This is a genomic window from Azospirillum brasilense (assembly GCF_022023855.1).
Lineage (GTDB): Bacteria > Pseudomonadota > Alphaproteobacteria > Azospirillales > Azospirillaceae > Azospirillum > Azospirillum brasilense_F.
In genome coordinates this window covers 727,369-749,099 of sequence record NZ_CP059451.1, presented here as the reverse complement: position 1 = coordinate 749,099, position 21,731 = coordinate 727,369, and the positions used below count along the sequence as shown (strand labels likewise).

Below are 21,731 nucleotides of genomic sequence, written 5' to 3'. Positions count from 1 at the left end.
TCAATCCTTCAGGCCGCCCGCGGTCAGCCCGCGGACGAGGTATTTGCGCACCAGCAGCGTGAAGGCCAGCACCGGCAGCATCACCAGCGTGCCGGCGGCGGCGATCTTGCCCCACTCCCACCCCTCGTACTGGAGGAAGTTGGTGATGGCGACCGGGGCGGTGACGGCGTTGGTGCGCGTCAGGATCAGCGCGAAGAAGAAGTCGTTCCAGGAGAAGATGAAGCAGAACACCGCCGTCGCCGCCAGACCGGGCGCCGCCAGCGGCAGCGTGACCCGCCGGAACGCCTGCCACACCCCGCAGCCGTCGATCCAGGCGGCCTCCTCCAGCGAGCGGGGAATGGCCGCGAAGAAGGTCTGCATGAACCAGACGACGATGGAGATGTTGAAGGTCATGTGGATCAGCGCCAGCCCGACCACGGAATCCTGCAAGCCCACCCAGCGGTAGGCCAGGAAGAAGGGGATCGTCAGGGCGATGGGCGGGGCCATGCGCGTGGCGAGAATCCACAGCGCCACCCGCCGGCGCGCCCGGAAGCGCCAGCGGGTCAGCACATAGGCCGCCGGCACGCCCAAGGCCAGCGACGCCGCGGTGGACAGGCTGCTGACCAGGACGCTGTTCAGGAAGGATTTCGGGAAATGCCCCTGCCAGAGCGCCATGAAATTCTCCAGCGTCGGCAGGAAGAGGACCGCGTCGCCCAGCACCGCGTCGGCGGCGCAATGCCATCTGGACCATCCAGGCGAAGGGGAACAGAACCAGCAGCAGCAGCGCCAGCGCCGCCGCGTGCAGGCCGATGCGGTGCCGCCGCCAGCGCAGCGGCCGCACCCGTCCGGGCCATGCCGCGATCCGGGGGGGATGGGAAGGCGCGGCGGCCCGCGTCGCGTCAGTCATGGTGCACCTCGTTCCATCCCAGGCGGCCCACCAGCCAGCTCACCGCGAAGACGCCGCCCAGCATCAGGACGGCAATGGCGCTGGCGTAGCCCCAATAGGAGAAGTTGAACGCCTCGATGAAGCCGTAATAGTTGGTGACCTCCGTCGCGGTGCCCGGCCCGCCGTTGGTCAGGACGTAGATCAGCGGAAAGGCCTTCAGGCTGTCGATCAGCCGGAACAGGCCGCAGACGACCAGCGCCGGGCGCAGATAGGCCAGGATGATGTGGCGGAACACCTGCCAGCGGTTGGCACCGTCGATCCGCGCCGCCTCCAAAGGCTCGTCCGGGATCAGCTGCAGCGTCGCCAGCACCATCAGCATGGTGAAAGGAAACCACTGCCACGTCTCGGCCACCGCGATGGCCCAGATCGCCAGCGTCGGATCGGTGATCAGGGAATCGATGGGCAGCCCCGCCTCCTCCAGCAGCCGGTGCAGCGGGCTGACGTCCGGCGTGTAGAGGATCTTCCAGATCAGCGCGACGACGATGGGCGGCAGCACCATCGGGATCAGGAAGGCGGCGCGAATCGCCTCGAAGAAGCGAGCGCGGACGTTCAGCAGCAGGGCCACGCCCAGCCCCACCGCCAGCTGCAGCCCGACGCTGGTCGCCGACAGGTGGAGCTGCAGCAGGACCGAGTTGTGGAACCGCCCGTCCCGCAGCAGTTCCCGGTAGTTGCCGAGCGGGTCGGAGAAGTCGAACACCGTGCCGGGGTTGACGAGGCTGAGCGGGGTCAGGCTGACCCCCAGCAGGAACAGCCCCGGCAGCAGCGTGATGACTCCCAGCACCACCAGCGCCGGCAGAAGCCCCGCCAGATAGGCGCGGCGACGGGTCTGTTCCCAGCCGGCGGGTGCCCGCTCCGCCTTCGGTCGCGCCGGATTCAGAAAGGCCATGGCCGTGCCCTCCCCCGCATCCCGCCGGTCAGATGGCGACGCCCGCGCGCCGCAGGTCGGTGATCGAGCCGGCCTGCGCCTGCTCGATGGCCTGCTTCGGCGACAGCTGGCCGGAGACGATGTTGGCGATGGCCTTGTTCAACTGCTGGTCCACCTGCGGATAGACCGGCACCGTGCGGTACTTCATGTGCCCCTGCCTGGCCGCCAGATCGACGGCGGAGGCGATGATCTCCGACAGGTCGTAGCCGTTCACCGTGGCGATCCGCTTGAACTCCGCGGATTCGAAGTCCGAGCGGCGGGTGGGCGAGGCGTAGCGCTCCTCCACGATGGCGCGGCGGGTGTTCTTCTTGGACAGCGCCCATTGGATGAAGGCCCAGGCGGCGTCCTTGTTCTTCGAGGCCGCCGGAATACCCAGCCCGTGGGTGGCGACGCCGGGGAAGCGTCCGGCGGGGCCACGCACCACCGGGCTGTACGCGACGGTCGAGGCCGTCCTGCTGTTCGGCCCGCCGACTTGCGACAGGTAGGTCTGTCCAATCGCCGAATAGTTGGCCCGCCCGTTCTGCAACGCCTGGAGCGCTTGGTCCTCCGTGTAGGAGAGCACACCGTTGGGGCCGAACTCCTTCAGGATCCGTGCAAAATACTCCGCGGCGGCGACCACTTCCGGCGTGTCGAGCACCGGTGTCAGATCATCGGGCGGGTTGCGGAAGACGTTGCCGCCGAAGGCCTGGAGGAAGGGCACGAAGGTCCAGCCGTAATGGTTGTCGGTGACGAACCCCGCCACCTTCTCCTTCCCGTGAACGGCCTTCAGCGCGGTGATCAGTTCGTCCGTCGTGTCGGGCAGGCCGAGCCCGGCGTTCTTGAACAGGTCGAAGCGCGACGCCCCGGAGATGAAGGTGTCCACGGTCCAGGGAATGCCGTAGAGCCGCCCGGCCTTGTCGCTTTCCGGCGCCCGCAGGCCCGGCAGGAAATCCTCCACGTCCCAGTCGGCGGGCGTGCGGTTCGCATCGCGGATGTAGTCGTCGAGCGGCGTGAACCAGCCGGCTCCGATCCAGCGGCTGGAATAGATGAAGGTGATGTTCAGCACGTCGTAGGCAGCACCGCCCGTGGACAGCTCCAGATCCGCGCGCTGGTTGTAGACCGGAAAAGCCGGCGTGTCGTAGACGACCCTGGCGCCCGTCGCCTCCTCGAACTCCGGCAACCATTTGGTCAGGATGCGGGCAAACGGCGCGTTGAAGGTGGAAACGTTGAGCGTCACGCCGGAGAATGGCTTGGCCCCGCCATAGGCCGGCGCCTTGCCCGGAAGCAGCAGGCCGCCGCCGAAGGCCGCGGCCCCTGCCAGAAGGCGGCGGCGGGAAAATTCATGCGTCAGGGCCATGGGGATGCTCCGTATCGAATGCAGCAAAGAATGGGATGAAGGAAAGCCATCGCGTCGAAGCCCCCTCTCCCCTGAGGAGAGAGGGTTCCGGTGAAGCGGTTATTCGGCGGCGATGGACGAGGAGGCGGACTGCGGCGGCGTGACCGAGCGCAGGAAGCTCCGCCGGCCGTCCACGGCGACCGGCGGTTCCCCGGTGACGGTGACGCGGCGGACGATGCGCGGCTGCTCGTCGTAATCATCCACGGCGCGGTGCTGGGTCGCCCGGTTGTCCCACACGGCGACGTCCCCCGCGGACCAGCGCCAGCGCACCACATTCTCCGGGCGGACGACATGGTTCTGGAACAGCTCCAGCAGCAGGCGGGAGTCGGTGCTCGGCAACCCGACGATCCGCTGCACGAAATGGCCGAGGATCAGCGAGCGCTCGCCGGTTTCCGCATGGACATGGACGAGTGGGTGCTCCGTCTCGTAGCGGGTGGAGGTGAAGACGGTCTGGTAGCGGTGCAGCCCCTGTTCCGACGCGCTCTGACGGTCGCCGACATAGTCGTAGACGTTGGAGTGCAGCGCCCACAGCCGGTCCGCAAGATCGCGCAGGGGCGGCGACAGCTCGGCATAGGCGGCGGCCGTGTTGGCCCACAGCGTGTCGCCGCCGCGCTCCGGCGCGGTGACGCTGCGCAGGATGGAAATGGCGGGATAGCCGGGAACGAAGGTCACGTCGGTGTGCCAGGAGCTGGCGCGCTCGCCCCGGCTGCCGTCCACATCCAGGATGTTGGCGGTGCCCGGCAGGGACGGCACAGTCGGGTGCGGCACGAGGTTGCCGAACTGGCGACCGAACGCCTCCTGCCCGGCCTCGTCCAGATGGGTCTGTTCACGGAAGAACAGCACCTTGTAGCGGCCCAGCGCCTGCCGGATGGCCCGCAGGGTCGCCGGCGAAAGGTCGCCGGACAGCCGGACACCGTGGATTTCCGCCCCGATGCGCCCCGCGACGGGACGAATGTCGAGACGGGCGATGGAGGTGCCGATGGCATCGGCGGATGCGAACTGGGTCATCGTATCATCCCTTTCGATAGCCCGGCCGCCGCGTTTCTGTCTGTGCGATCCGGCCGTTTTTCCTTGCCCCGCATTCGCGTGGCGGTGGTCCCGGTCGGACCGTGGGCGAGCGAGCGGGCAAGGCACGGCCTTCCGCCACTGGCGCTTGGGCAATCCGGGACTGTTCGTGAAGGCGATGCGGCGATCAGCAGCGCCGACAGCCGTTCCGGCAACCGTCCATGCCCGCAGGACGGGATACGGCCGAAGGCCGGAGGTTGGCGCGGGGATCGGCTACGATTGGCATGTCCGGTCACTCCCTTGAGGACACACGACCGTGATCGTGGCGCTTTAGCGGTTGATGACGCGGCGCAAGCTGCGATTCAAATTGCCGCGCCCGGAGGTGTCTAATGCCGACCTCATAAACCTACTTAACAAGTAGTCTATGAGTCAACAGCCTGAGAATTTTTTATGTAAGAAATGTATTTTGACATTATAAAATTGTTTTATTGGGCTTTTCCAACCCATCGCCGCGTCAGATGGCCATGCACGGTCCTCTCCGGACGCTCGCAGAATGGTGTGGACAGCGCATCTTGCGCCTTCGGACCGACAATGGCCCTCAACCGCCGGCCCCCTGACCAAGCGGGGGCGAAAGCCACCGCAACCGGCCGGAATCCGTTCGACAGCCGTTGTGACCTCGTGGTTTAAGACGATGCCATGCAAGCACAACCGCGGCCCGTTCTGCGGGTCGATGAGGCCAAACCCTGGTCCGGTGCGCGCAAGCGGGAGAGCGCAGCCCAGCCTGTTTCGCACCTCATCAGGCGGCACGAACGGATTCTGCCTGTCCTGATCGCCGGCGTGGCGGACAGGGGGCTCCGATCAACGACGAGGCGGGCGGGAGTTCCCCATGGCGACGGTACAGGAAGCGCTGGAACTTGCGGTCGAGTATCATCTCCAGGGCGGACTGACGGAGGCCAGGGAGCTTTACGGTCGTGTCCTTGCCGTCGAGCCGGACCAGCCGCACGCGCTGCACCTGTTGGGCGTGCTCCACGGGCAGGAGGGCCGCCCGTTGGAGGCGATGGCGCGGATCCGCCACGCCATCGCCAGTGCTCCGGACGTCGCCGACTTCCACGCCAACTTCGGCAAGCTGGCCATGGCGCTGGGCCGGGTGGACGAGGCGACCGCGCTCCACCGCCGGGCGCTGATGCTGCGCCCCGGCCACCCGGATACACTCGCCGGTCTGGCCCCGATCCTGGTCCAGGGCCCCCCGACCGATGAGGCCGTGTCGGTGCTCCGCCAATTCCTGCGCCTGAAGCCCGAGGACGGCGGCCTGTGCTTCTCCCTCGCGCGGATGCTGCGAGCGCGGGGAGAGGCGACGGAAGCGGCGGCGGCCTATCGCCGTCTCATCGCGCTCGACCCCACCCATGGCGCGGCCTGCAACAACCTTGGCAACCTCCTGCGCGCCGTCGGTGCCGTGGAGCAGGCGTCCATCGCCTTCCGCCGCGCCGCGCGGCTCGCGCCCGGCTCCGCGATGATGCTGGTCAATCTCGGCGCGGCACTCGCCGATCTCGGGCGCACCGAAGCGGCGACGGAGGCATTCCGTCGGGCGATCGCCTGCCAGCCTGACGACGGCGACGCCTATTTCGGGCTCGGCAGCGCGTCGTCCGGACATCGCCCTCCCGACAGAGCGCGGGTGTTGGATCATGGGTTGCGCGCCGCGCCGAACCATCCGGGACTGCTGTACGCGTTGGGTGTGCTCCACGCTGGCCGAGGCGATGACGTTGCGGCCACCGGCTTCCTGACCCGGGGCGTGGAGGTCGCACCGGATGACGCCGGGTGCCGGCTGGCCTTGTGCATCGGGCAGCTTCGCCATGTCTACGTCGACGAGGCGGAACTGGCGTCCCGACGGGAAGCCTACGCACGCCACCTCGCCGCGCTCGACGGGCTGATCGGCCCCACCGCGCCAGCCGAGGCGCGGCGGAACGCCTCCGACCTCGCGGGCGCGCATTTGCCCTTCCTGCTGGCTTACCAGGGCATGGACAACCGGGCTTTGCAGGAGACCCATGGCGGCATCATGGCCGGTCTGATGGCGGCACGCCTCGGGAACCGCATCCCGACCATCCCGAAGGCGTCCAACGCATCCAGCCGCCCCCGGACGGCCCGCACGCGACTGCGGGTCGGGGTCGTCTCGTCCTATTTCCACGACCATTCGGTGTGGCGGGCGATCCTGGCCGGCTGGCTCACCCAACTCGATCCGGAGCGCTTCACCCTCCTGGGATACCACGTCACCGGGGAAGAGGACGCATGCACCGCCCTGGCTGCATCGCGCTGCGCGGTGTTCCGGCGCGGACTCGGTGCCGTGGAACGCTGGGCGGAGACCATCCTCGCCGACCGGCCCGACGCGCTGCTGTTCCCCGAGGTCGGCATGGAACCCATGACCTATCGGCTCGCGGCGCTACGCCTCGCACCGGTGCAAGCCGTGGCGTGGGGACATCCCGACACGACGGGGCTTCCCACGCTCGACCATTACCTGTCGGGCGACCTGCTGGAGCCGCCGGACGGCGACGCCTTCTACAGCGAGCGCCTCGTCCGGCTGCCCAACCTGGGCTGTCACGTGGAACCCACCCGGCGGCCCGTCGTGTCGGTCACCCGCGGCCGGTTCGGCCTGCCCGACGGGGCTCCGGCGTTCCTGTGCAGCCAGAGCCTGTTCAAATACCTGCCCCAGCACGACCATGTGTTTCCCTCCATCGCCGCCGCCGTGCCCGGCAGCCGGTTCCTGTTCTTCCGGCACAGCCAGGACAGCGTCAGCCGCAGCATGGAGAACCGGCTGGAACGGGCCTTCGCCGTGCAAGGCATCGACAGCCGGGAACACTGCGTCTTCGCCGATCAACTCGACCATGACGCGTATCTCGCCACGTTGCGGGTGATGGACGTCTATCTCGACAGCATCGGCTTTTCCGGATTCAACACGGCCCTGCAGGCGGTGGAGGCCGGGCTTCCGGTGGTGACCGTGCGTGGCCGCTTCATGCGCGGACGGCTTGCCGCCGCCCTGCTGGACCGCCTCGGCATGGCCGATGCCGTCGCCCGGAGTGCCGACGACTTCATCGAGGACGCCGTTCGCCTGGGGCGCGATGCCACGGCGCGGAGCATCCGCACGGCGCGCCAGACCGCCGCGCTTCCCACCGTCCATCGCGATCGGGCGGCCATCACCGGACTGGAGCATTTTCTGACGGGATAGTCCCGAACGTGACACCCCTGGCGAAACCCTGCCGGAAGGAAAGGGCGGGGACGGCGATCTGGGTGCGGTGCATGCGGCGGCGCTGGTCCTCGGGAAAGGGATCGCGGCGGTGCATGGTCCAGCGGTTGTCCCACATCACCAGATCGCTGACCCGCCATTGGTGGTGCCAGGACAGCTCCGGACGCACCGCCGCCTCCCACACCGCGTCGAGCAGCGCTTCGCTCTCCGTCGGCGGCAGGCCAGGGATGCAGGCGTGCGGACGGCGCCCCAAAAGCAGCGCCTTGCGCCCGGTCACCGGATGGGCGATGACCAGCGGGTGTACGGTGCCTGGCGAGGTGGCGAGGTCGGTCGGAGGCGCGAAGCCCTGCCGCAAATAGCCGCCGCTGTTGGTCGTGCTGTCGTGCTTGATCGACAGCCCGTTGATCCGCCGCTTCAGATCCTCCGGCAGCGCGTCGTAGGCGGCGAACATGCTGATGAATCCGGTGTCCCCACCCTCCTCCGGCACCTCCAGCGCGTAGAGGCTGCTGGCGTAGGGCGGGGTCTCCAGATAGGTCATATCGGCGTGCCAGACCGACTCCCCCGCCCCCAGCGCGCCGATGGGGCGGCCCTGCTCCGTGACGTTGGAGATAACGTAGACCTCCTCGAAGCCCGGCGCGTGCAACCGGCCATGCTCGGTGATCGGCGCCTTGTCGAGCGGCCCGAAATGGCCGGACACCCGGACGAGGTCCGCGTCGGACAGCGTCTGGCCGCGGAACACCAACACCAGATGGCGGTCCAGCGCCTGGGCCAGCGCGGCGGCGGTGGCCGCGTCCAGCGGCCGCGACAGGTCGATCCCGCGGATCTCGGCCCCCAGCGTCGGGGAGACCGGATGGGCGGTGAAGGCGGGGTGGGTCATGGGAACGCCCTCAGCTTCCGATGCGGTCGTGGATGTCGGCGAAGAACAGGTCGCGCCAGTCGGCGGGCCGGTTGCGGATCGAGCCGATGCGCGCCATGAAGTCGGTGAAGATGCCGATGCCGCGCGGAGCGAGGTCGTAGGACACCTCCGGATGGGCGATCATCGCCGCCACCTCCTCCTCGCCCAGCTTGGACTTTTCGATGCGGATGTAGGCGCGGGCGGCCTCCCTGGGGTCGGCCTTGATGAGGGCCACCGCGTCCTCCAGCGCCGCCAGCACCGCCTTGGTCAGCCGCGGGTTGGCCTCGTGGAAGGCGGCGGAGGTCCACAGCGCGCTGAAGGACGCCGGCCCGCCCAGCACGTCGTAGCTGCTCAGCACCTTGTGGATCTTCGGGTCGCGGAGCTGCTGGTCCTGGAAGGGCGGGCTGGTGAAGTGAGCGGTGATCTCCGTCCGGCCGGACAGCAGGGCGGCGGTGCCGTCGGGATGGGCCAGCGAGACGGTCAGCGGGTCCAGACGCGCGTGCTGGCCGGGGCCGAAGACCTGCTCGGCGGCGATCTGCAGCACGATGGCCTGATAGGAGGCGCGGACCGACGGCACGACGATGCGGTCCGTCTCGGTGAAGTCCTTCAGGCCCTTCACCTCGGGCCGGTTGGTGTTGAGGTAGGCCGGCTGGGCGTTCAGGGCGGCCAGCCCGCGCAGGTTGGCGTTTCCCTTCGTCTTGTCCCAGGCGATGATGAAGGCCGGCACGCCCGCCGCCCCGAAATCGGCGTTGCCGGACAGGGTGGCCTCGGTGATCGTCGTCGGGTTGCCGAGCGGGGTGTAGCGGACCGTCACCGTGCCCAGGCCGGCGGCGCGGGCGTGTTTCTCCACCAGCCCCTTATCCTCCATGACGTAGAGCGGCAGGTAGCCGAGGCCGAGGTTGCGGGCGAAGCGGACCTCCGTAGCTTCCGCCTTCGCGGGAGCGGGTGTCAGGCCGGTGAAGCCGACGGCGAGCAGCAGCGCGGAGCCGAGCAGCGCTCGGCGGCCCAGCGCGGAGAAGCGCGTGGAAATGGTCATGGCGTGTCCCGTTGCGGAGTTCGTCAGATGACGCGGAAATTGTGGGCGCCGTCGCGCTTCAGCTGGTCCACCAGCTCAAGCTCCCAGTCGATGTAGCCCTGCATGGCGGCGGCACTGTTGTCGGTGCCCTCGTAGGGACGCTTGTAGACGTCGTCCGGCTCCGGCCCCAAGCGCTCCAGCCCGGTGCTGAGCGGCAGTCCGGCCGCCACCCAGCCCTTCGTGCCGCCCTCCAGCAGCAGCGGGACCGCTCCGGGCGGGAAGTCGGCGACGGCGTAGCGGGTCAGCGTGCCGTCCCAGCAGGTCAGCACCGGGCGCACGCCCTTCGGCAGGCGGGCGATGGTGCCGCCCAGACGCGCGCGGGTCGAGAAATACGCTCCCGGAATATGGCCGGCGCGGTAGCGCGGGCTGCGGGCGATGTCGATCACCGCCGCCTCGCCGTTCTCCAGCAGGGCCAGCAGGTCGCGCGGCGCCACGGCCTCCGCCCCGGCCTCCGGCACCGGGGGCAGGCGGCGGCGGTCGGGGCCGCTCTCGCGGCCCAGCGACGCCACGTCGCCCTCCAGCACATGCACCTCCCAGCCGAGCTGCGCCAGCCAGGAGGCGGTCATGTCGGCGCGCGGGCCGCCGCCGCCCGCCGGGTCGTCGGCCAGCACGATGCGGGCGCCGCGCACCGCGACATACTCGTCCGTCGCCTGGACGAGCTGGCCGCCCGCTGCGTGGTGGAAGCCCGGCAGATGGCCGGCCTCATACTCCTCCGGCGTGCGCACGTCGAACAGGTGGAGGGTGCGCCGCTCGTCGCCGCGGAAAGCATCCAGCGTCGCGCGGTCGATGCGCCCGACGCCGGCCCGGTCGGCCACCGCGCGGGCGGCCTTGCGGCCCTTGGCGTCCCCCTCCGCCGACACCGCCGGAAAGCGCCCGTCGCGCCCGCGGTCCAGCTCCAGCCCGGCCAGGGTCCAGCCGATGGTGCCGTTGCGCAGCGCCGCCACCCGGTTGGGGATGCCGGCGTTCACCAGCGACTGCGTGCCGATGATCGAGCGGGTGCGCCCGGCGCAGTTGACGATGACCAGCGTCCGCGGGTCGGGCGCGATGTCGTGGACGCGCTTGACCAGCTCGGCCCCCGGCACGCTGATGCCGCCGGGAATCGCCATGGTCTGGAACTCCTCGTAGCGCCGGGCGTCGAGGACGACCAGATCGGCCCCGCTATCGATCAACGTCTTCACCTCGTCGGCGGACAGCGACGGGGTGTGGCGGTGATGCTCCACCCACTCGCCGAACGCCTTGCTGGGCACGTTGACGTCCCGGTAGACCTCGAACCCGGCGGCGGTCCAGCCGGCCAGCCCACCCTCCAACAGCGTCACGTCGTGGTAGCCCAGCGCCTGGAGCCGCCGCACCGCCGGCTCGGCGTAGCCCTCGCCGTTGTCGTAGACGGTGATCGGCGCGCCGCGCCGCGGCAGCAGATCGTAGGCCAGCAGTTCCACGCGGCTGAGCGGCACCGACACGGCGAACAGCGGGTGGGCCAGCGAATAGGGCCCCTCCTCCCGCGCGTCGAGAAGGGCGATCTCCCTGCGGTCGATCCAGTCGCGGCGGATGTCCGCGGCGGTGCGGGTGGCGAGCGGTGCGGTGTCGGGCATGGTTTGCTTTCCGGGACCTGTTATGCGGCTTGCGGAACGGGTTTCGAGCGGTCCCACAGGTTGGGCAGGGCGCTGTTGGCGTAGCCGGAGATGAAGGGCTTGCGCTCGCCGGTCAGCGGATCGAAGACCGACCGCCGGATGGCGCCGATGTTGCCGCCATAGACGTGGATGCTGATCGAGGGACGGTCGGTCAGCGCGTTGGAAATGGCGTGGACGTCGCCAATGCGCGGCGACACCGCCTCCACCGATCCGACCGGCAGAAGGTCGGCGGCGGTGGCGAGCGGCGGGCCGTCCCGCAGTTCGTAGCGTTGGGAATGCTCCGCCCCGCGCAGCACGCCGACGAGGCCCCAGACGGTGTGGTCGTGGATCGGCGTGCGCTGCCCCGGCCCCCAGACGAAGCTGACGACCGAGAAGCGTTCATGGGGATCGCAATGCAGCAGATACTGCCGGTAATGGACCGGATCGGGCTGCGCGAAGGCGTCGGGTAGCCAATCGTCCACGGCGATCAGCCCGGCCAGGAGACCGCGTCCCGAGTCAAGAATGGCGGCCTCGTCGTCGTCCAGACGCTCCACCAGACGGGTGAAGTCGCCAATGAAGCCGCGCAGGCGGGACAGGTTGGGGCGGGACAGGTTGGGAAGGGAGGGATCGGTCATGGTGGTTGTCCGTCCGGGAATTGGGTGCGGCCGAGGCCGGGTGTGGCTGCGGATCAGGCCAGCGCGGCCACCAGAATCGGAAGGACGGCCAGGACGACGCCGGTCCCCAAGGCCAGCCAATGGCTGAGCGGCGGCTCGTTCCTGCGCGCCTGGTCCGGCACGCCGTCCGAAGGACTTGGCGGCAGCGGCAAGGGCAAGGCACAGGACGGGCTGAGCGAGGCGATCAGCATCCATTGGAGGTCATCCGAAGCCTTCATGCCGGGTTTCCTTGCTTGGAAAGGGGAGGATGGGGAGCGTCGTCCGGACACTTGCAGCGCACGAACCACATTTTGCTTTGGTGCAAATTACCTTTTTCCATATAGGAAAATAGGATTTAAGGACGGCGTCAAGCGCCCTTCGCTGCGAACGAGGTTTTTTTGGCAGCGGCGGCCATTGTGTCTTCGCTCGGCGCCGGCGGCCGGTCGCGCTGCGCCCGGACGCGTCGCATCCGTCTGTCGTCAGTGGGAACTCTGTTCCCGCGAGGGGCGGGCTTCGGCCTCATGTGTGGCCGGGACCGCCGTCGTGGACCAAAGCGGAATGCAATCCGCTTTGGGGAAGGGCATAGAAACCCTCAGCGCAATCCCGCCTCAAGCTGTTCGGCAATCCGCGCCAGCGCCGCGTCCATCGCCGCCGGCGGACCGCTCTCCAGACTGTCCAGAACGATCAGTCGGGCGCCGCCGTCCGCCACAGCCTGGGCGATCTCCGGGGCCGGCTGGCGGTGGTGCAGCACCACGGGAATCGCCTCGGCCTTCAGGGTGGCGGTCAGTTCGGCCAGACGTTCCGGCGTCCAGTCGCGGTCGTCGCGGGTCCAGACCCGGCGCAGATCCAGCCCGAGATCGGCGGCCAGGGTGGCGAAGCGGTCGGACAGGGCCGCCGCCGACGGGTCCGGCAGCGCGGCGAACGCCTGCGCCGACCGGGACGACACCATCAGCAGCCCGCGCTTCAGGGCGGCGAGATTCGCGTCGATGGCGGCGGCGGAACCGGGATAGAGGCGCCGCAGGTCGGCGGCCAGGATGTCGGCCATCCGCCCGGCGTTGGCGATGCCCAGCCAGGGGAATGCCGCACCGCCGCTGACCGCGATCCCCGGCAAGGAGCCGTCCACCGGCCGGGCGGCGTCGATCTCGACGAGGCGGATGTTGGCGCGCCGCGCCAGCGGATAGAGCGGGTCCTCGCCCCAGGCGGAGCGCAGGGTCAGCACCGCGTCGGCCTTGCGGGCGGCCTCCGCCAGCTTGGCCTCGCCGCGCCCGCTCAGGAAGGCGTGCTGGCGCCCCATGGGAATGGCCGGCGGAACCACCGCCTCCACCGCCACCGGCGTGCCCTTCGTCAGCGCCTGGGCCAGCCCGGCGGTGACCGGGTGCCCGGCCAGCACCGTCTCGGCGGACGCGCCCGCCACCGTGGACAGCAGCAGGAGCGTCGCGAGCGTGACGCGCTTCATCCCTCTTCCCCCTTCATGAACAGACGCGCCAGCAGCGCCCCCAGAAACAGCAGCCCCGCCGCCAGGATGATGGCGCCGCCCGACGGCACCGGCAGGGCCAGTTGCACGGGCAGCAGGATTCCGGCCACCGCCGCCACGCTGGCGAAGGCGACCGACAGCAGGAAGAAGCCGCGCAGCGACGAGGCGACGACCCGCGCCGCGGCGGCGGGAATGACCAGCAGCGCCCCCACCAGGATGGCACCGATGATCTTGACCGACGCGACGGTGACCACGGTCACCAGCACGATGAACAGATAGTCCAGCCCCTTCACCGGCACGCCGCGCACCCGCGCCAGCGCTGGGTTGAAGCTGGCCAGCAGCAGCCGGTTGAACAGCGGCAGCATCAGCGCCGTGACCCCGGCGGCCACCGCCAGCAGCACGGTCAGGTCGCGGTCGTCCACCGTCAGGACGGAGCCGAACAGCACATTCTCCAGGATGTGGATGTTGACCCGGCTGGCCAGGATCAGCAGCAGGCTGGCGCCCAGCGCCAGCGACACCGACAGGAAGACACCGATCAGCGTGTCGGCGGTCAGGTTGCTGCGGTTGCGCGTGTAGTTCACCAGCAGCGCGAACAGCAGGCAATAGCCGAACAGGCTGGCGTAGGGACCGGTGTAGGGTTCCCCCACCAGGATGCCGATGGCGACGCCGGTCAGCGCGGCGTGGCCGACCGCCTCGGAAAAGAAGGCCAGCCGCTTGGTCACCACCAGCGTGCCGAGCCCGCCGAGCACCGGGCCGATGACCAGCCCGGACAGCAGCGCGTTGACGAGAAAGCCGTGGGTTAGCCCGGCGGGCAACAGCCCGGCCCCAGCCCAGCCTTGGACCAGGGCGCGCAACGCCTCGAAGCTCATGACGCGATCCTCTCGGCCGCGTGGCCGCGCGGGACGGCCGAGAACAGGTCGAACACCCGCTCCGGCGACAGCATCTCCAGCGGGGCGCCGTCGAACAGCACGCGCCGGTTCAGGCCGGTCACCCGCGTCGCCAGCCGGCGCACCTGGGCCAGATCGTGCTCGACCCACAGGATGGTTGTCCCGGCGGCGGACAGCTCGGCCAGCAGCGTTTCGAAGATGGCGATCCCGGCCTCGTCGAGTGCGGTCATCGGCTCGTCCAGCACGATCAGGTCCGGCGCCGGGATCAGCGCCTGGGCCAGCAGGACGCGCTGCCGCTCGCCCCCCGACAGGGCGCCGAAGCGGCGGCGGGCCTTGCCGGCCATGCCGACGCGCTCCAGCGCCGCGCCGTAATTGATGCGGCGGTCCGGCCCGAGGAAGGCGGGGCGGCGCTGGCACAGCACGGCCAGGAAATCCTCCACCGTCAGCGGCAGGCCGCGGTCGAACTCGACCGATTGCGGCACGTAGGCGACCGTGCCCGGCCCGTCTCCCGGCCAGTCCAGCCGGATGGTCCCGCGGTGCGGCGCCTGCCCGAGCAGGGCGCGGATCAGCGACGACTTGCCGCCGCCGTTGGGGCCGACCACCGCGTGAACGGTGCCCGCCGCGACGCGCAGGGACACGCCGTCCAGGATCACTGTGCGCCCCAGCGTCAGGTCCACCCGGTCGAACAGGATGGCGGGACCCGTCACGGCGCCGCCTCGGCCATCGCCAGCACCAGCGTGTCGAGGTTCCGGGCCATCTCACGCTCGAACAGGTCCGCCGCGTAATCTCCGTGCGAGATGTGCGAGAAGGCGTAGAGCCGGATGCCGGTCTCGCGCCGGATCGTCTCGACATAGGCGCTGGGGAAGTTCAGCTCCGAGAAGATCACCTGCACGTCGAGCTTGCGCATCGTCGCGATGGTCTCGGCGAGCTGGGCCGGGCTGGGCTCGATGCCGTGGGCGGGCTCGACGACGGCGGAGACCTCCAGCCCGAACTCGCGCAGCAGATAGTCGTACGCGCCGTGGATGGTGGCGACGCGCAGGCTGGCGGTGCCCGCCGTCGCCAGCTTCGCCAGCGCGTCGGCCCGCAACTGGCGCAGGCGGCGGGAATAGGCGCGGGCGTTGGCGGCGTAGGTGGCGGCGTTGGCCGGGTCGAGCCGCCCCAGCTCGCGCGCGATGGTCGCGACCTGGAGGACCGAATTGGTGATCGACAGGAAGCTGTGCGGGTTGACCACCTTCCCCGCCGCCCGCGCCGCCATTCCCGCGGCGGGCAGAAGCGGCACGTCGGCGTTGGATTCGACCACCGGCAGCGACGGCTTCGCCGAAGCGGCGATCATCCGCCCGGCGAAATCGTCGTGACCGATGCCGTTCAGGACGATGGCGTCCAGCCCGCCGATGCGCTGGATGTCCTCCGGGCGCGGTTCGTAGGCGTGCGGGTTGAAGCCGGCGGGGATGATCGGCACCACCTCGGCCGCATCGCCGACGATGTTGGCGACGTAGGAATAGTAGGGGTGCAGGGTGACGCCGAAGCGGCGACGCCCGGCGGGAGCCGCGACGGCGCAAACGGGCATGGCCGCAGCGGCCAGGGCGCCGGCCAGGATCAAGCGGCGGTTCGGCCGGCGGTTGGAAAAGAGGCTCATCGGGTCACCCCGGCGGTGAAGGTGGAGACGATCCGCTTCCAGCCGGCGGCGGTCAGGGCCGTGTCCTCCGGCGGGGCGGGCGGGACTTCGGCGGCGCGCTTCAGCCAGATGGCGGCGCCATGGCCGTCCAGCCGCAGTACCAGGGACCCGGCCAGCTCCGGCGCGGCGGAGACGCCGGCATAGGCGATCCCATCGCCGGTCTCGTCGCCGGTCCCGGCAAGAGTCCAGGCGTGCCCGCCGCGCGCCGCCGCGCTGGGGTCGGCGGCGAAGGGCGGCAGGGCCTCGGCGGCCAACTCCTCCGGCGTCGGCGCCCGGCCCTGCGCCTCCCGCAAGGCGGCGATCTCCTCGCCCGCCGCCTTCAGGTCGGCGTAGAGGCCTTGCTCGGCCGCGGTCAGGCCGGTGCGGGAGTCGATGAGGTGGGCGGCCAGCGGGGCTTCCGCGTCCGGAGCGGCGCGCAGCCCGACCGCCAGGGTGGCGGACGCGAGAATGGCGCCGGCGGCCAGCAGGACCCATAGGGTCTCGCGCTCGGCCCCGGCGCGGCGGACGATCTGACGATGCATGGTTCCGGCTTCGCTGAGGACGCTACTTGATCGCCGTGTGCTCGATCTCGACCGTGTGGCCGGGCCCGGCGTCGAACAGGACGTAGAAGTCCTGCGCGGGGCGCTGGAAGGACAGCGTGGAATCCGGCCCCAACTTGCCCTTGACCAGCACCTGCTCGTCGTAGGCGATGACGTCCAGCACCACGCCGGGCGCCTTCGACCCGTCGGAGAAGCCGCCGGTGCATTGCACGGTCTCACCCTCCACCATCCGGCATTCGCAGATCGGGTAATGGGCCTCCGCCGCACCGGCGGCACACAGGGCGAACAGCCCCGCCAGGGCGAACAGGCGGTGGGTTTTCATCGCTTTCCTCCGAAAATCTCGCCCAGCGGCAGGGATGCCTGATGCACCCCGCCGCTCCAATCCTCCATGGTCACCCACAGCTCCTCCGTGCCGGCCAGTTCGTCCGGAACGGTCACGTCGGCCTCCCGCTCATAAGGGTTGCCGAAGGCGAGCGCGCCCGCGGTGCGCAGGCTGCGCGGCTTGCCGACGCGCAGGAAGACGCCGCGCACATGGTCGATGTCGGCGGGACGGATGTGGATGCGGTATTCCTTCATCCGCTCGCCCGTCGGCATGCGGGCGGGCGCCTCGTCGTAGGTCGCCAGCGTGACCGGAAAGGGGCCGACGGCGATGTCCCGGCGGATCTCGGGCGGCACGAAGATCGGTTTCGGGCTGAAATAGTCGGGGAGGAAGGGCAGCGGCACCAGCATCATCAGGGCGCTGAGATGGAACTTGCCGCGCCGCCAATAACTACGCATTGGACGAGCCCTCCGCCAACCGGGACCCGCGCCGGACGTCGCGCACCGCCTCGACCGTGGCGCGGGCGGTCCGCTTCATCCAGATCAGCATGCCGCTGAAGACCAGCGTGGTCATCAGCAGGCCGAAGGCGAACCACACCAGCTTGACCGGAAGGCCGCCGAAATCGCCGGTGTGCAGGGCGCGCATGATGGTGCGGGTCAGCTCGATGCCGGAGGCCGCCTCCATCCCGCCCTCGATGATGATCACCTCGGCGGTGAAGGGATTCACCCGGACATAGTCGGGCAGCAGCGGCACCTGCCCGCTGGACCCCGCCACCGTCGCCGGGTCGTAGGCGGTGCCGGGCAGCCACAGGTAGCGCAGCCGCATGTCCGGCAGGGCCGCCTTGGCGCTGGCCATGATGGCATCGACGTCCGGCCTCGGCGCGGTCGCGGTCACCGGGATCTGGTCGCGGGCCAGCAGCACCGGCGCCTTACCGCCGCCCAGCCCCATCCCGAGATGGAACAGCATCATGTAGATCAGGAACCACAGGCTGGTGACCGCGATGACCGCGATGAACCAGATCGACCATGTGCCGGCGACGCGGTGCAGGTCGCCCCACATCACGCGCGGCGTCTGCCGCCAGCGGATGCGCGGCTGGTAGAAGGACTTCCAGAACCGCTTGTAGACCACCAGCCCGGTGACCAGCGACCCGACGAGCGGAATGGCCAGCAAGGTCACGAGATACCAGCCCACGGGGAAGGTCATGAGCCAGCCGTGCAGCGCGCGGAAGAAGCTCTGGAACGAGTTGCCGGTGGACACTCCCTGCACCGCCCCGCTGACCGGATTCACCCAGGCGGTGGTGGAGGTTCCGTCGGGCATCGCCATGCGGGCGCTGACCGCCATGTGCGAGCCGCCCCAGCTCAGCGAACTCACCCGCCCGCCCGGCGCCGCAGCCTCGGCGGCGGCGATCAGCGCGCTGGCCGGCAGCGGCTCTCCGGCCCCCGACGCCCGCATGGCCGGGTTGACCAGCCACATGATCTCGGTGCTGACCACGGCGATGGTTCCGGTCAGGCTGACAAAGAACAGGAATGCCCAGAGGGGCATCGCCAACCAGGAGTGCCACAGGAACCACAGCCGCGTGCGCGACTTGCCAACGCTCATCTCGTCCTCTCCGAAGGAACCACCGGTCCTTCTGCTCAGACGAACGGGCACGCCTCCCGCCTCACCCCCAAATGCGAAGAATTCTCATTATCGTTTTCAGGCCGGTGATGCAGCGGCCGCCTCACCCTTCCCAGCGGTGGGACAGCACGAAGCTGTAGCGCTCCGGACGGACGTGGAATACGGCGTGGTCGGCGCAGGCGCCGTCCGCGAAGAAGGATCGCCGGATCATCACCAGCACTGGCATCCCCGCCGCCCCGCCGAGCGGTTCGGCGACCGCCGCACCCGCGGCCTCAGCCTTGACCTCGACATCGGCGCCGACCACCGGCTGTCCGGTGACCTCCCTCAGGATGGCGTAGACCGGCTTCTCTCCCGCCGCCGCCCAATCGACGCCGGCCAGTTCCGCCGACAGCAGGCTGCGCCCCAGCGCCACCGGCTCCCCATCCACCAGATGCAGGCGGCGCACCTCCAGGCAACTGGGGCCGAACTGGCCCGTCAGGTCCGGCGGCGTGGCGGTCATCCCGGCCGACAGGTGGCGCATGCTGGCGTTCAGCCCCTGGAGGCGCAGGGATTCATGGAAGCTGCGCAGCCGGTCTAGCGGATGGCGGACACGCTTGCCCACCGTGAAGGTGCCCTTGCCCTTCCGCCGCTCGATCAGCCCCTCCGTCTCCAGCCGGTCGAGCGCGAGTCGGACTGTCACCCGGCTGACCGCGAAGCGGATGCCGATCTCGCTCTCGCTGGGCAGGCGCCCCGACGGCTCGAACCGGCCCGCGGCGATCTCCTCGCGCAGGCGGTCGGCGATCTGCCGGTAGAGGGCCGTCGCGTTCTCCCGCACCAAACTGTCCCGCATCGGGGCCACCGTCCCCTCCCCGCCCGTGGTGATCGTGTCCGCGCCTTGATGCCACCGGAGTCCGGCCGGCTCAAGCGCGCCGATCCTCCCCAAGCACGTCGTCATCCGGTGGCGCACCACACATGTCTTATATTGTATCATCAAACTTGTTATGCAATGTATTAGCCGTCGCGGCGCGCCGCCCCCCTTGCCCGAGGTCCCGTCCCATGAGCGATCCCGTCCCCGCCGGCCACATCGCCCCCGCCGGCCTTTACGAGCGGAACAAGGCCCGTCCCTTCCTCGGCGCCACGACCTGCTCCCACCGGCGGCTGGTGGCCGGCGAGTGGACCGAGGTGACGCTGGTCTACGAGGTCGGCGGGTCGGGCCTCGCCGACGGGGCCGGGATCAAGCTGGCGATGAAGTTCTATTCGGACTGGGCGCTGTTCCAGACCAGCGACCCGACGGCGGCCAACTTCGTCTCCGCCGAGTATGAGGCGGGACCGCTGGTGCCGGGGCAGAGCCCGGCGACCGTGCAGGCGCTGAAGGTGCGCTTCGACCAGAAGGGGCACGAGCGGCCCTACCAGAAGGCCATCGTCATCGACGTGATCGACGGCTACCTGAACCCCGGCGACCGCATCGTGATCCGGCTGGGCGACCGGCGCCAGGGCGGGCCGGGCACGCGGGTGCAGACCTTCGTTGAGCAGGGTTTCCGCTTCCGCGTCTTCATCGACCCGCTGGGCAGCCAGAAATACGCGGAGGTGCCGGGCGACTGCGTGATCGACATCGTGCCGGGCGTTCCCGCCGCCCTGCGGCTGGTCGCGCCGCGTCTGATCGCCCCCGGTCCGGCGTCGCTGCTGCTGCGCGCCGACGACGCCTGGGGCAACTGCTGCCTCGACACCACGCTGGACGCTACCTTGACCGTCACCGGGCCGAAGGGCGAAAGCGCACGGACGGTCGCGCTGGCCCCCGATCCCCAGGCGAACGGCTGGCTGGTCCGGCGCGAGGCGCTCGACCTCGGTGCCGGGGAATGGCGGATCGCCGCGACGGCGCCGGGCCTCGCCCCCGCCGAAGCCTTCGTCACCGCCGAGGACGGGGCGCCGCGCGCCGTCTACGCCGACCTGCACGTCCATTCCAACGACACGGTGGGCACCAACGACACCGCCTACAACCTGTCCTACGGGCGCGACGTCGCCGGGCTGGACGTGCTGGGCTACACCGCCAACGATTTCAATGTGACGGAACGCGCTTGGACCGAGGCGGTCGGCCTGATCGACCGCTACAACGAGCCGGACCGCTTCGTCTGCTACCCCGGCACGGAATGGTGCGGCAACTCCGCGGCGGGCGGCGACCACAACGTGATCTTCCTGCGCGACGGTCCGCCGCGCTTCCCGGCGGACGGACGGGGCCAGCCGGTGCGCTCCTTCGAATGGAACGAGTCGACCCGCGGCGCGCTGCGCCCCGGCGCCTGGCCGCTCGACGACCTCTACGCCGCGTATCAGGACGACCCGGAGGGCCATCTGCTGATCCCCCATGTCGGCGGGCGGCGCTGCAACCTCGATTGGCACCACCCGGAGTTGGAGCGGCTGATCGAGATCGGGTCCGCGTGGGGCCAGTTCCACTGGGTCTACGCCGAGGCTCTGGCCCGCGGCTACCGGCTCGGCGCCTCGGCGAGCAGCGACGAGCATCAGGGGCGCTGCGGCGGCGGGGCGCCGGCGACCGCGGTGTTCGGGGCACGCGGCGGGCTGACCGGCGTCTTCGCCGACCGGCTGGACCGCGCGTCGGTGGGCCGGGCGCTGCGGGCGCGGCGGACCTTCGCGACGACCGGGGAACGCAGCTTCGCCTGCCTGCGGCTGGGCGACCGCTGGATGGGCGAGGTGGTTCAGACCGCCGCGGGCGACGCGCTGGATTACCGTCTGCTCGGTGACCGCGGGTGGGAGAATCTTCGCCTGTTCGATGGCGACCGGCTGGTCTGGGAGCGCGACCTGCACCGCGAGCTGGGCCTGTCGGAAACGAAGATCCGCCTGCGGCTGGGCGGCGCCCGCATCAAGGACCGTTACCGCGGCGCCTATTGGGATGGCGGGATCACCGTCACCGGCGCCGCCGTGCAGCGGGTCGAGCCCTTCGGCTTCGACCATCCGGAACAGGGCTGCTGGCGCCGCGACGCCACCACCGTCGCCATCCGCACCGTCACCCACGGCGACAGCGACGGGGTGGAACTGGCGCTGTCGCGTCTGGCCGGCGCGCGCATCCAGGTGCGGCTCGCCATCGGCACCTACGTGAAGGTCGGCAACCCGCTGACTCCGCCGCCCAACCCGCACGCCCCGGAAGCGGTGCTGGACATCGACGGCGACGCGCTGCTGGCCGACGCGGACGCCGGGCGGGTCACCCGCGTGCTGCCCGGCACCGAGTTGGAGGTGACGGTGGAGCGCGTCACCGAGGCGGAGCTGCCCCGCGACCTCGCCGGGCGCATCCCGCTCGCCGACCTCGCCCTCGCCCCGGGCCGCGAGCACCCGCTGTTCCTGACCGCGCGCCAGCGCGACCAGTCGCGGATCTGGACCTCGGCCCTGTTCCTGACACCATGAGCGCAGGCCACCGCCCCCTTCATCGAGCCCTCCGCCAAGTCCGCAATGGCGGGACGGAGGGCGTCCGAGTGTAGGCTCGCCCTGACGACGCTCCGCCGCGTCTCGGACGGCGGCGCAAAGCCAGGGGAAGACCGG

19 protein-coding genes and 1 pseudogene are annotated in these 21,731 nt (G+C 70.1%); 2 read left to right on the top strand and 18 right to left on the bottom strand.

The features are described 5' to 3' along the window. The 4 genes and pseudogenes from H1Q64_RS26055 to H1Q64_RS26040 all read right to left on the bottom strand — a co-directional run bounded on the left by H1Q64_RS26055 (window position 1) and on the right by H1Q64_RS26040 (window position 4,233). Window positions 1-886, bottom strand: a pseudogene (locus H1Q64_RS26055) (carbohydrate ABC transporter permease). Beyond that, on the bottom strand, window positions 879-1,811 hold the full coding sequence (locus H1Q64_RS26050) for a carbohydrate ABC transporter permease (protein ID WP_237906760.1): 933 nt from the start codon (window positions 1,809-1,811) through the stop codon (window positions 879-881). Before H1Q64_RS26050 ends, H1Q64_RS26055 begins: the two are co-directional and overlap by 8 nt. Window positions 1,812-1,839: 28 nt before the next feature. Then, window positions 1,840-3,186, bottom strand: coding sequence for an ABC transporter substrate-binding protein (locus tag H1Q64_RS26045; protein ID WP_237906759.1), 1,347 nt, complete (start codon window positions 3,184-3,186; stop codon window positions 1,840-1,842). A gap of 99 nt (window positions 3,187-3,285) precedes the next feature. Continuing rightward, the gene (locus tag H1Q64_RS26040) at window positions 3,286-4,233 is read right to left on the bottom strand and encodes a TauD/TfdA dioxygenase family protein (RefSeq protein ID WP_237906758.1); all 948 of its coding nucleotides are present in this window, start codon (window positions 4,231-4,233) and stop codon (window positions 3,286-3,288) included. An 883-nt stretch (window positions 4,234-5,116) separates the two neighbouring features. Here H1Q64_RS26040 and H1Q64_RS26035 point away from each other — a divergent pair. Next, window positions 5,117-7,447, top strand: coding sequence for a tetratricopeptide repeat protein (locus H1Q64_RS26035; protein WP_237906757.1), 2,331 nt, complete (start codon window positions 5,117-5,119; stop codon window positions 7,445-7,447). Here H1Q64_RS26035 and H1Q64_RS26030 read toward each other — a convergent pair. From H1Q64_RS26030 to H1Q64_RS25965, 14 genes are all read right to left on the bottom strand, one after another. Beyond that, entirely contained in the window at window positions 7,416-8,342 is a 927-nt protein-coding gene (locus H1Q64_RS26030) for a TauD/TfdA dioxygenase family protein (RefSeq protein WP_237906756.1), read from the bottom strand. The genes H1Q64_RS26035 and H1Q64_RS26030 overlap by 32 nt on opposite strands. Window positions 8,343-8,352: 10 nt before the next feature. Beyond that, window positions 8,353-9,396 (bottom strand): ABC transporter substrate-binding protein, encoded by a 1,044-nt coding sequence (locus H1Q64_RS26025; RefSeq protein ID WP_237906755.1) that lies wholly within the window; start codon window positions 9,394-9,396, stop codon window positions 8,353-8,355. A 23-nt stretch (window positions 9,397-9,419) separates the two neighbouring features. Further along, a complete protein-coding gene (locus H1Q64_RS26020; protein ID WP_237906754.1) occupies window positions 9,420-11,024 on the bottom strand; it encodes a rhodanese-like domain-containing protein in 1,605 nt (534 codons plus the stop codon). Window positions 11,025-11,044: 20 nt separating this feature from the next. Next, the gene (locus tag H1Q64_RS26015; RefSeq protein ID WP_237906753.1) at window positions 11,045-11,677 is read right to left on the bottom strand and encodes a cysteine dioxygenase; all 633 of its coding nucleotides are present in this window, start codon (window positions 11,675-11,677) and stop codon (window positions 11,045-11,047) included. Between the two features lie 53 nt (window positions 11,678-11,730). Then, window positions 11,731-11,934: a hypothetical protein gene (locus H1Q64_RS26010; protein WP_237906752.1), complete on the bottom strand. Its 204-nt coding sequence runs from the start codon at window positions 11,932-11,934 to the stop codon at window positions 11,731-11,733. A gap of 353 nt (window positions 11,935-12,287) precedes the next feature. After that, window positions 12,288-13,151 carry a metal ABC transporter solute-binding protein, Zn/Mn family gene (locus tag H1Q64_RS26005; protein WP_237906751.1) on the bottom strand — a complete coding sequence of 288 codons (864 nt, stop codon included), beginning with the start codon at window positions 13,149-13,151 and terminating at the stop codon, window positions 12,288-12,290. After that, window positions 13,148-14,038: a metal ABC transporter permease gene (locus tag H1Q64_RS26000; RefSeq protein WP_237906750.1), complete on the bottom strand. Its 891-nt coding sequence runs from the start codon at window positions 14,036-14,038 to the stop codon at window positions 13,148-13,150. The genes H1Q64_RS26005 and H1Q64_RS26000 overlap by 4 nt, the downstream gene beginning before the upstream one ends. After that, complete coding sequence (locus H1Q64_RS25995) at window positions 14,035-14,763, bottom strand: metal ABC transporter ATP-binding protein (protein WP_237906749.1); 729 nt, start codon at window positions 14,761-14,763, stop codon at window positions 14,035-14,037. The genes H1Q64_RS26000 and H1Q64_RS25995 overlap by 4 nt, the downstream gene beginning before the upstream one ends. Continuing rightward, window positions 14,760-15,692, bottom strand: a complete 933-nt coding sequence (locus H1Q64_RS25990; RefSeq protein ID WP_237906748.1) for a metal ABC transporter solute-binding protein, Zn/Mn family — start codon at window positions 15,690-15,692, stop codon at window positions 14,760-14,762. Before H1Q64_RS25990 ends, H1Q64_RS25995 begins: the two co-directional genes overlap by 4 nt. Continuing rightward, the gene (locus H1Q64_RS25985; RefSeq protein ID WP_237906747.1) at window positions 15,689-16,252 is read right to left on the bottom strand and encodes a DUF6162 family protein; all 564 of its coding nucleotides are present in this window, start codon (window positions 16,250-16,252) and stop codon (window positions 15,689-15,691) included. Before H1Q64_RS25985 ends, H1Q64_RS25990 begins: the two co-directional genes overlap by 4 nt. Before the next feature lie 22 nt (window positions 16,253-16,274). Further along, entirely contained in the window at window positions 16,275-16,592 is a 318-nt protein-coding gene (locus H1Q64_RS25980; RefSeq protein WP_145703769.1) for a hypothetical protein, read from the bottom strand. Next, on the bottom strand, window positions 16,589-17,047 hold the full coding sequence (locus H1Q64_RS25975; RefSeq protein ID WP_237906746.1) for a hypothetical protein: 459 nt from the start codon (window positions 17,045-17,047) through the stop codon (window positions 16,589-16,591). The genes H1Q64_RS25980 and H1Q64_RS25975 overlap by 4 nt, the downstream gene beginning before the upstream one ends. Continuing rightward, window positions 17,040-18,188 carry a PepSY-associated TM helix domain-containing protein gene (locus H1Q64_RS25970; RefSeq protein ID WP_237906745.1) on the bottom strand — a complete coding sequence of 383 codons (1,149 nt, stop codon included), beginning with the start codon at window positions 18,186-18,188 and terminating at the stop codon, window positions 17,040-17,042. Before H1Q64_RS25970 ends, H1Q64_RS25975 begins: the two co-directional genes overlap by 8 nt. A 121-nt stretch (window positions 18,189-18,309) precedes the next feature. Further along, on the bottom strand, window positions 18,310-19,035 hold the full coding sequence (locus tag H1Q64_RS25965) for a GntR family transcriptional regulator (RefSeq protein WP_237906744.1): 726 nt from the start codon (window positions 19,033-19,035) through the stop codon (window positions 18,310-18,312). Window positions 19,036-19,241: 206 nt separating this feature from the next. Here H1Q64_RS25965 and H1Q64_RS25960 point away from each other — a divergent pair, with 206 nt between their 5' ends. After that, window positions 19,242-21,596 (top strand): DUF3604 domain-containing protein, encoded by a 2,355-nt coding sequence (locus H1Q64_RS25960; protein WP_237906743.1) that lies wholly within the window; start codon window positions 19,242-19,244, stop codon window positions 21,594-21,596. The last annotated feature ends 135 nt before the right edge of the window (window positions 21,597-21,731 follow it).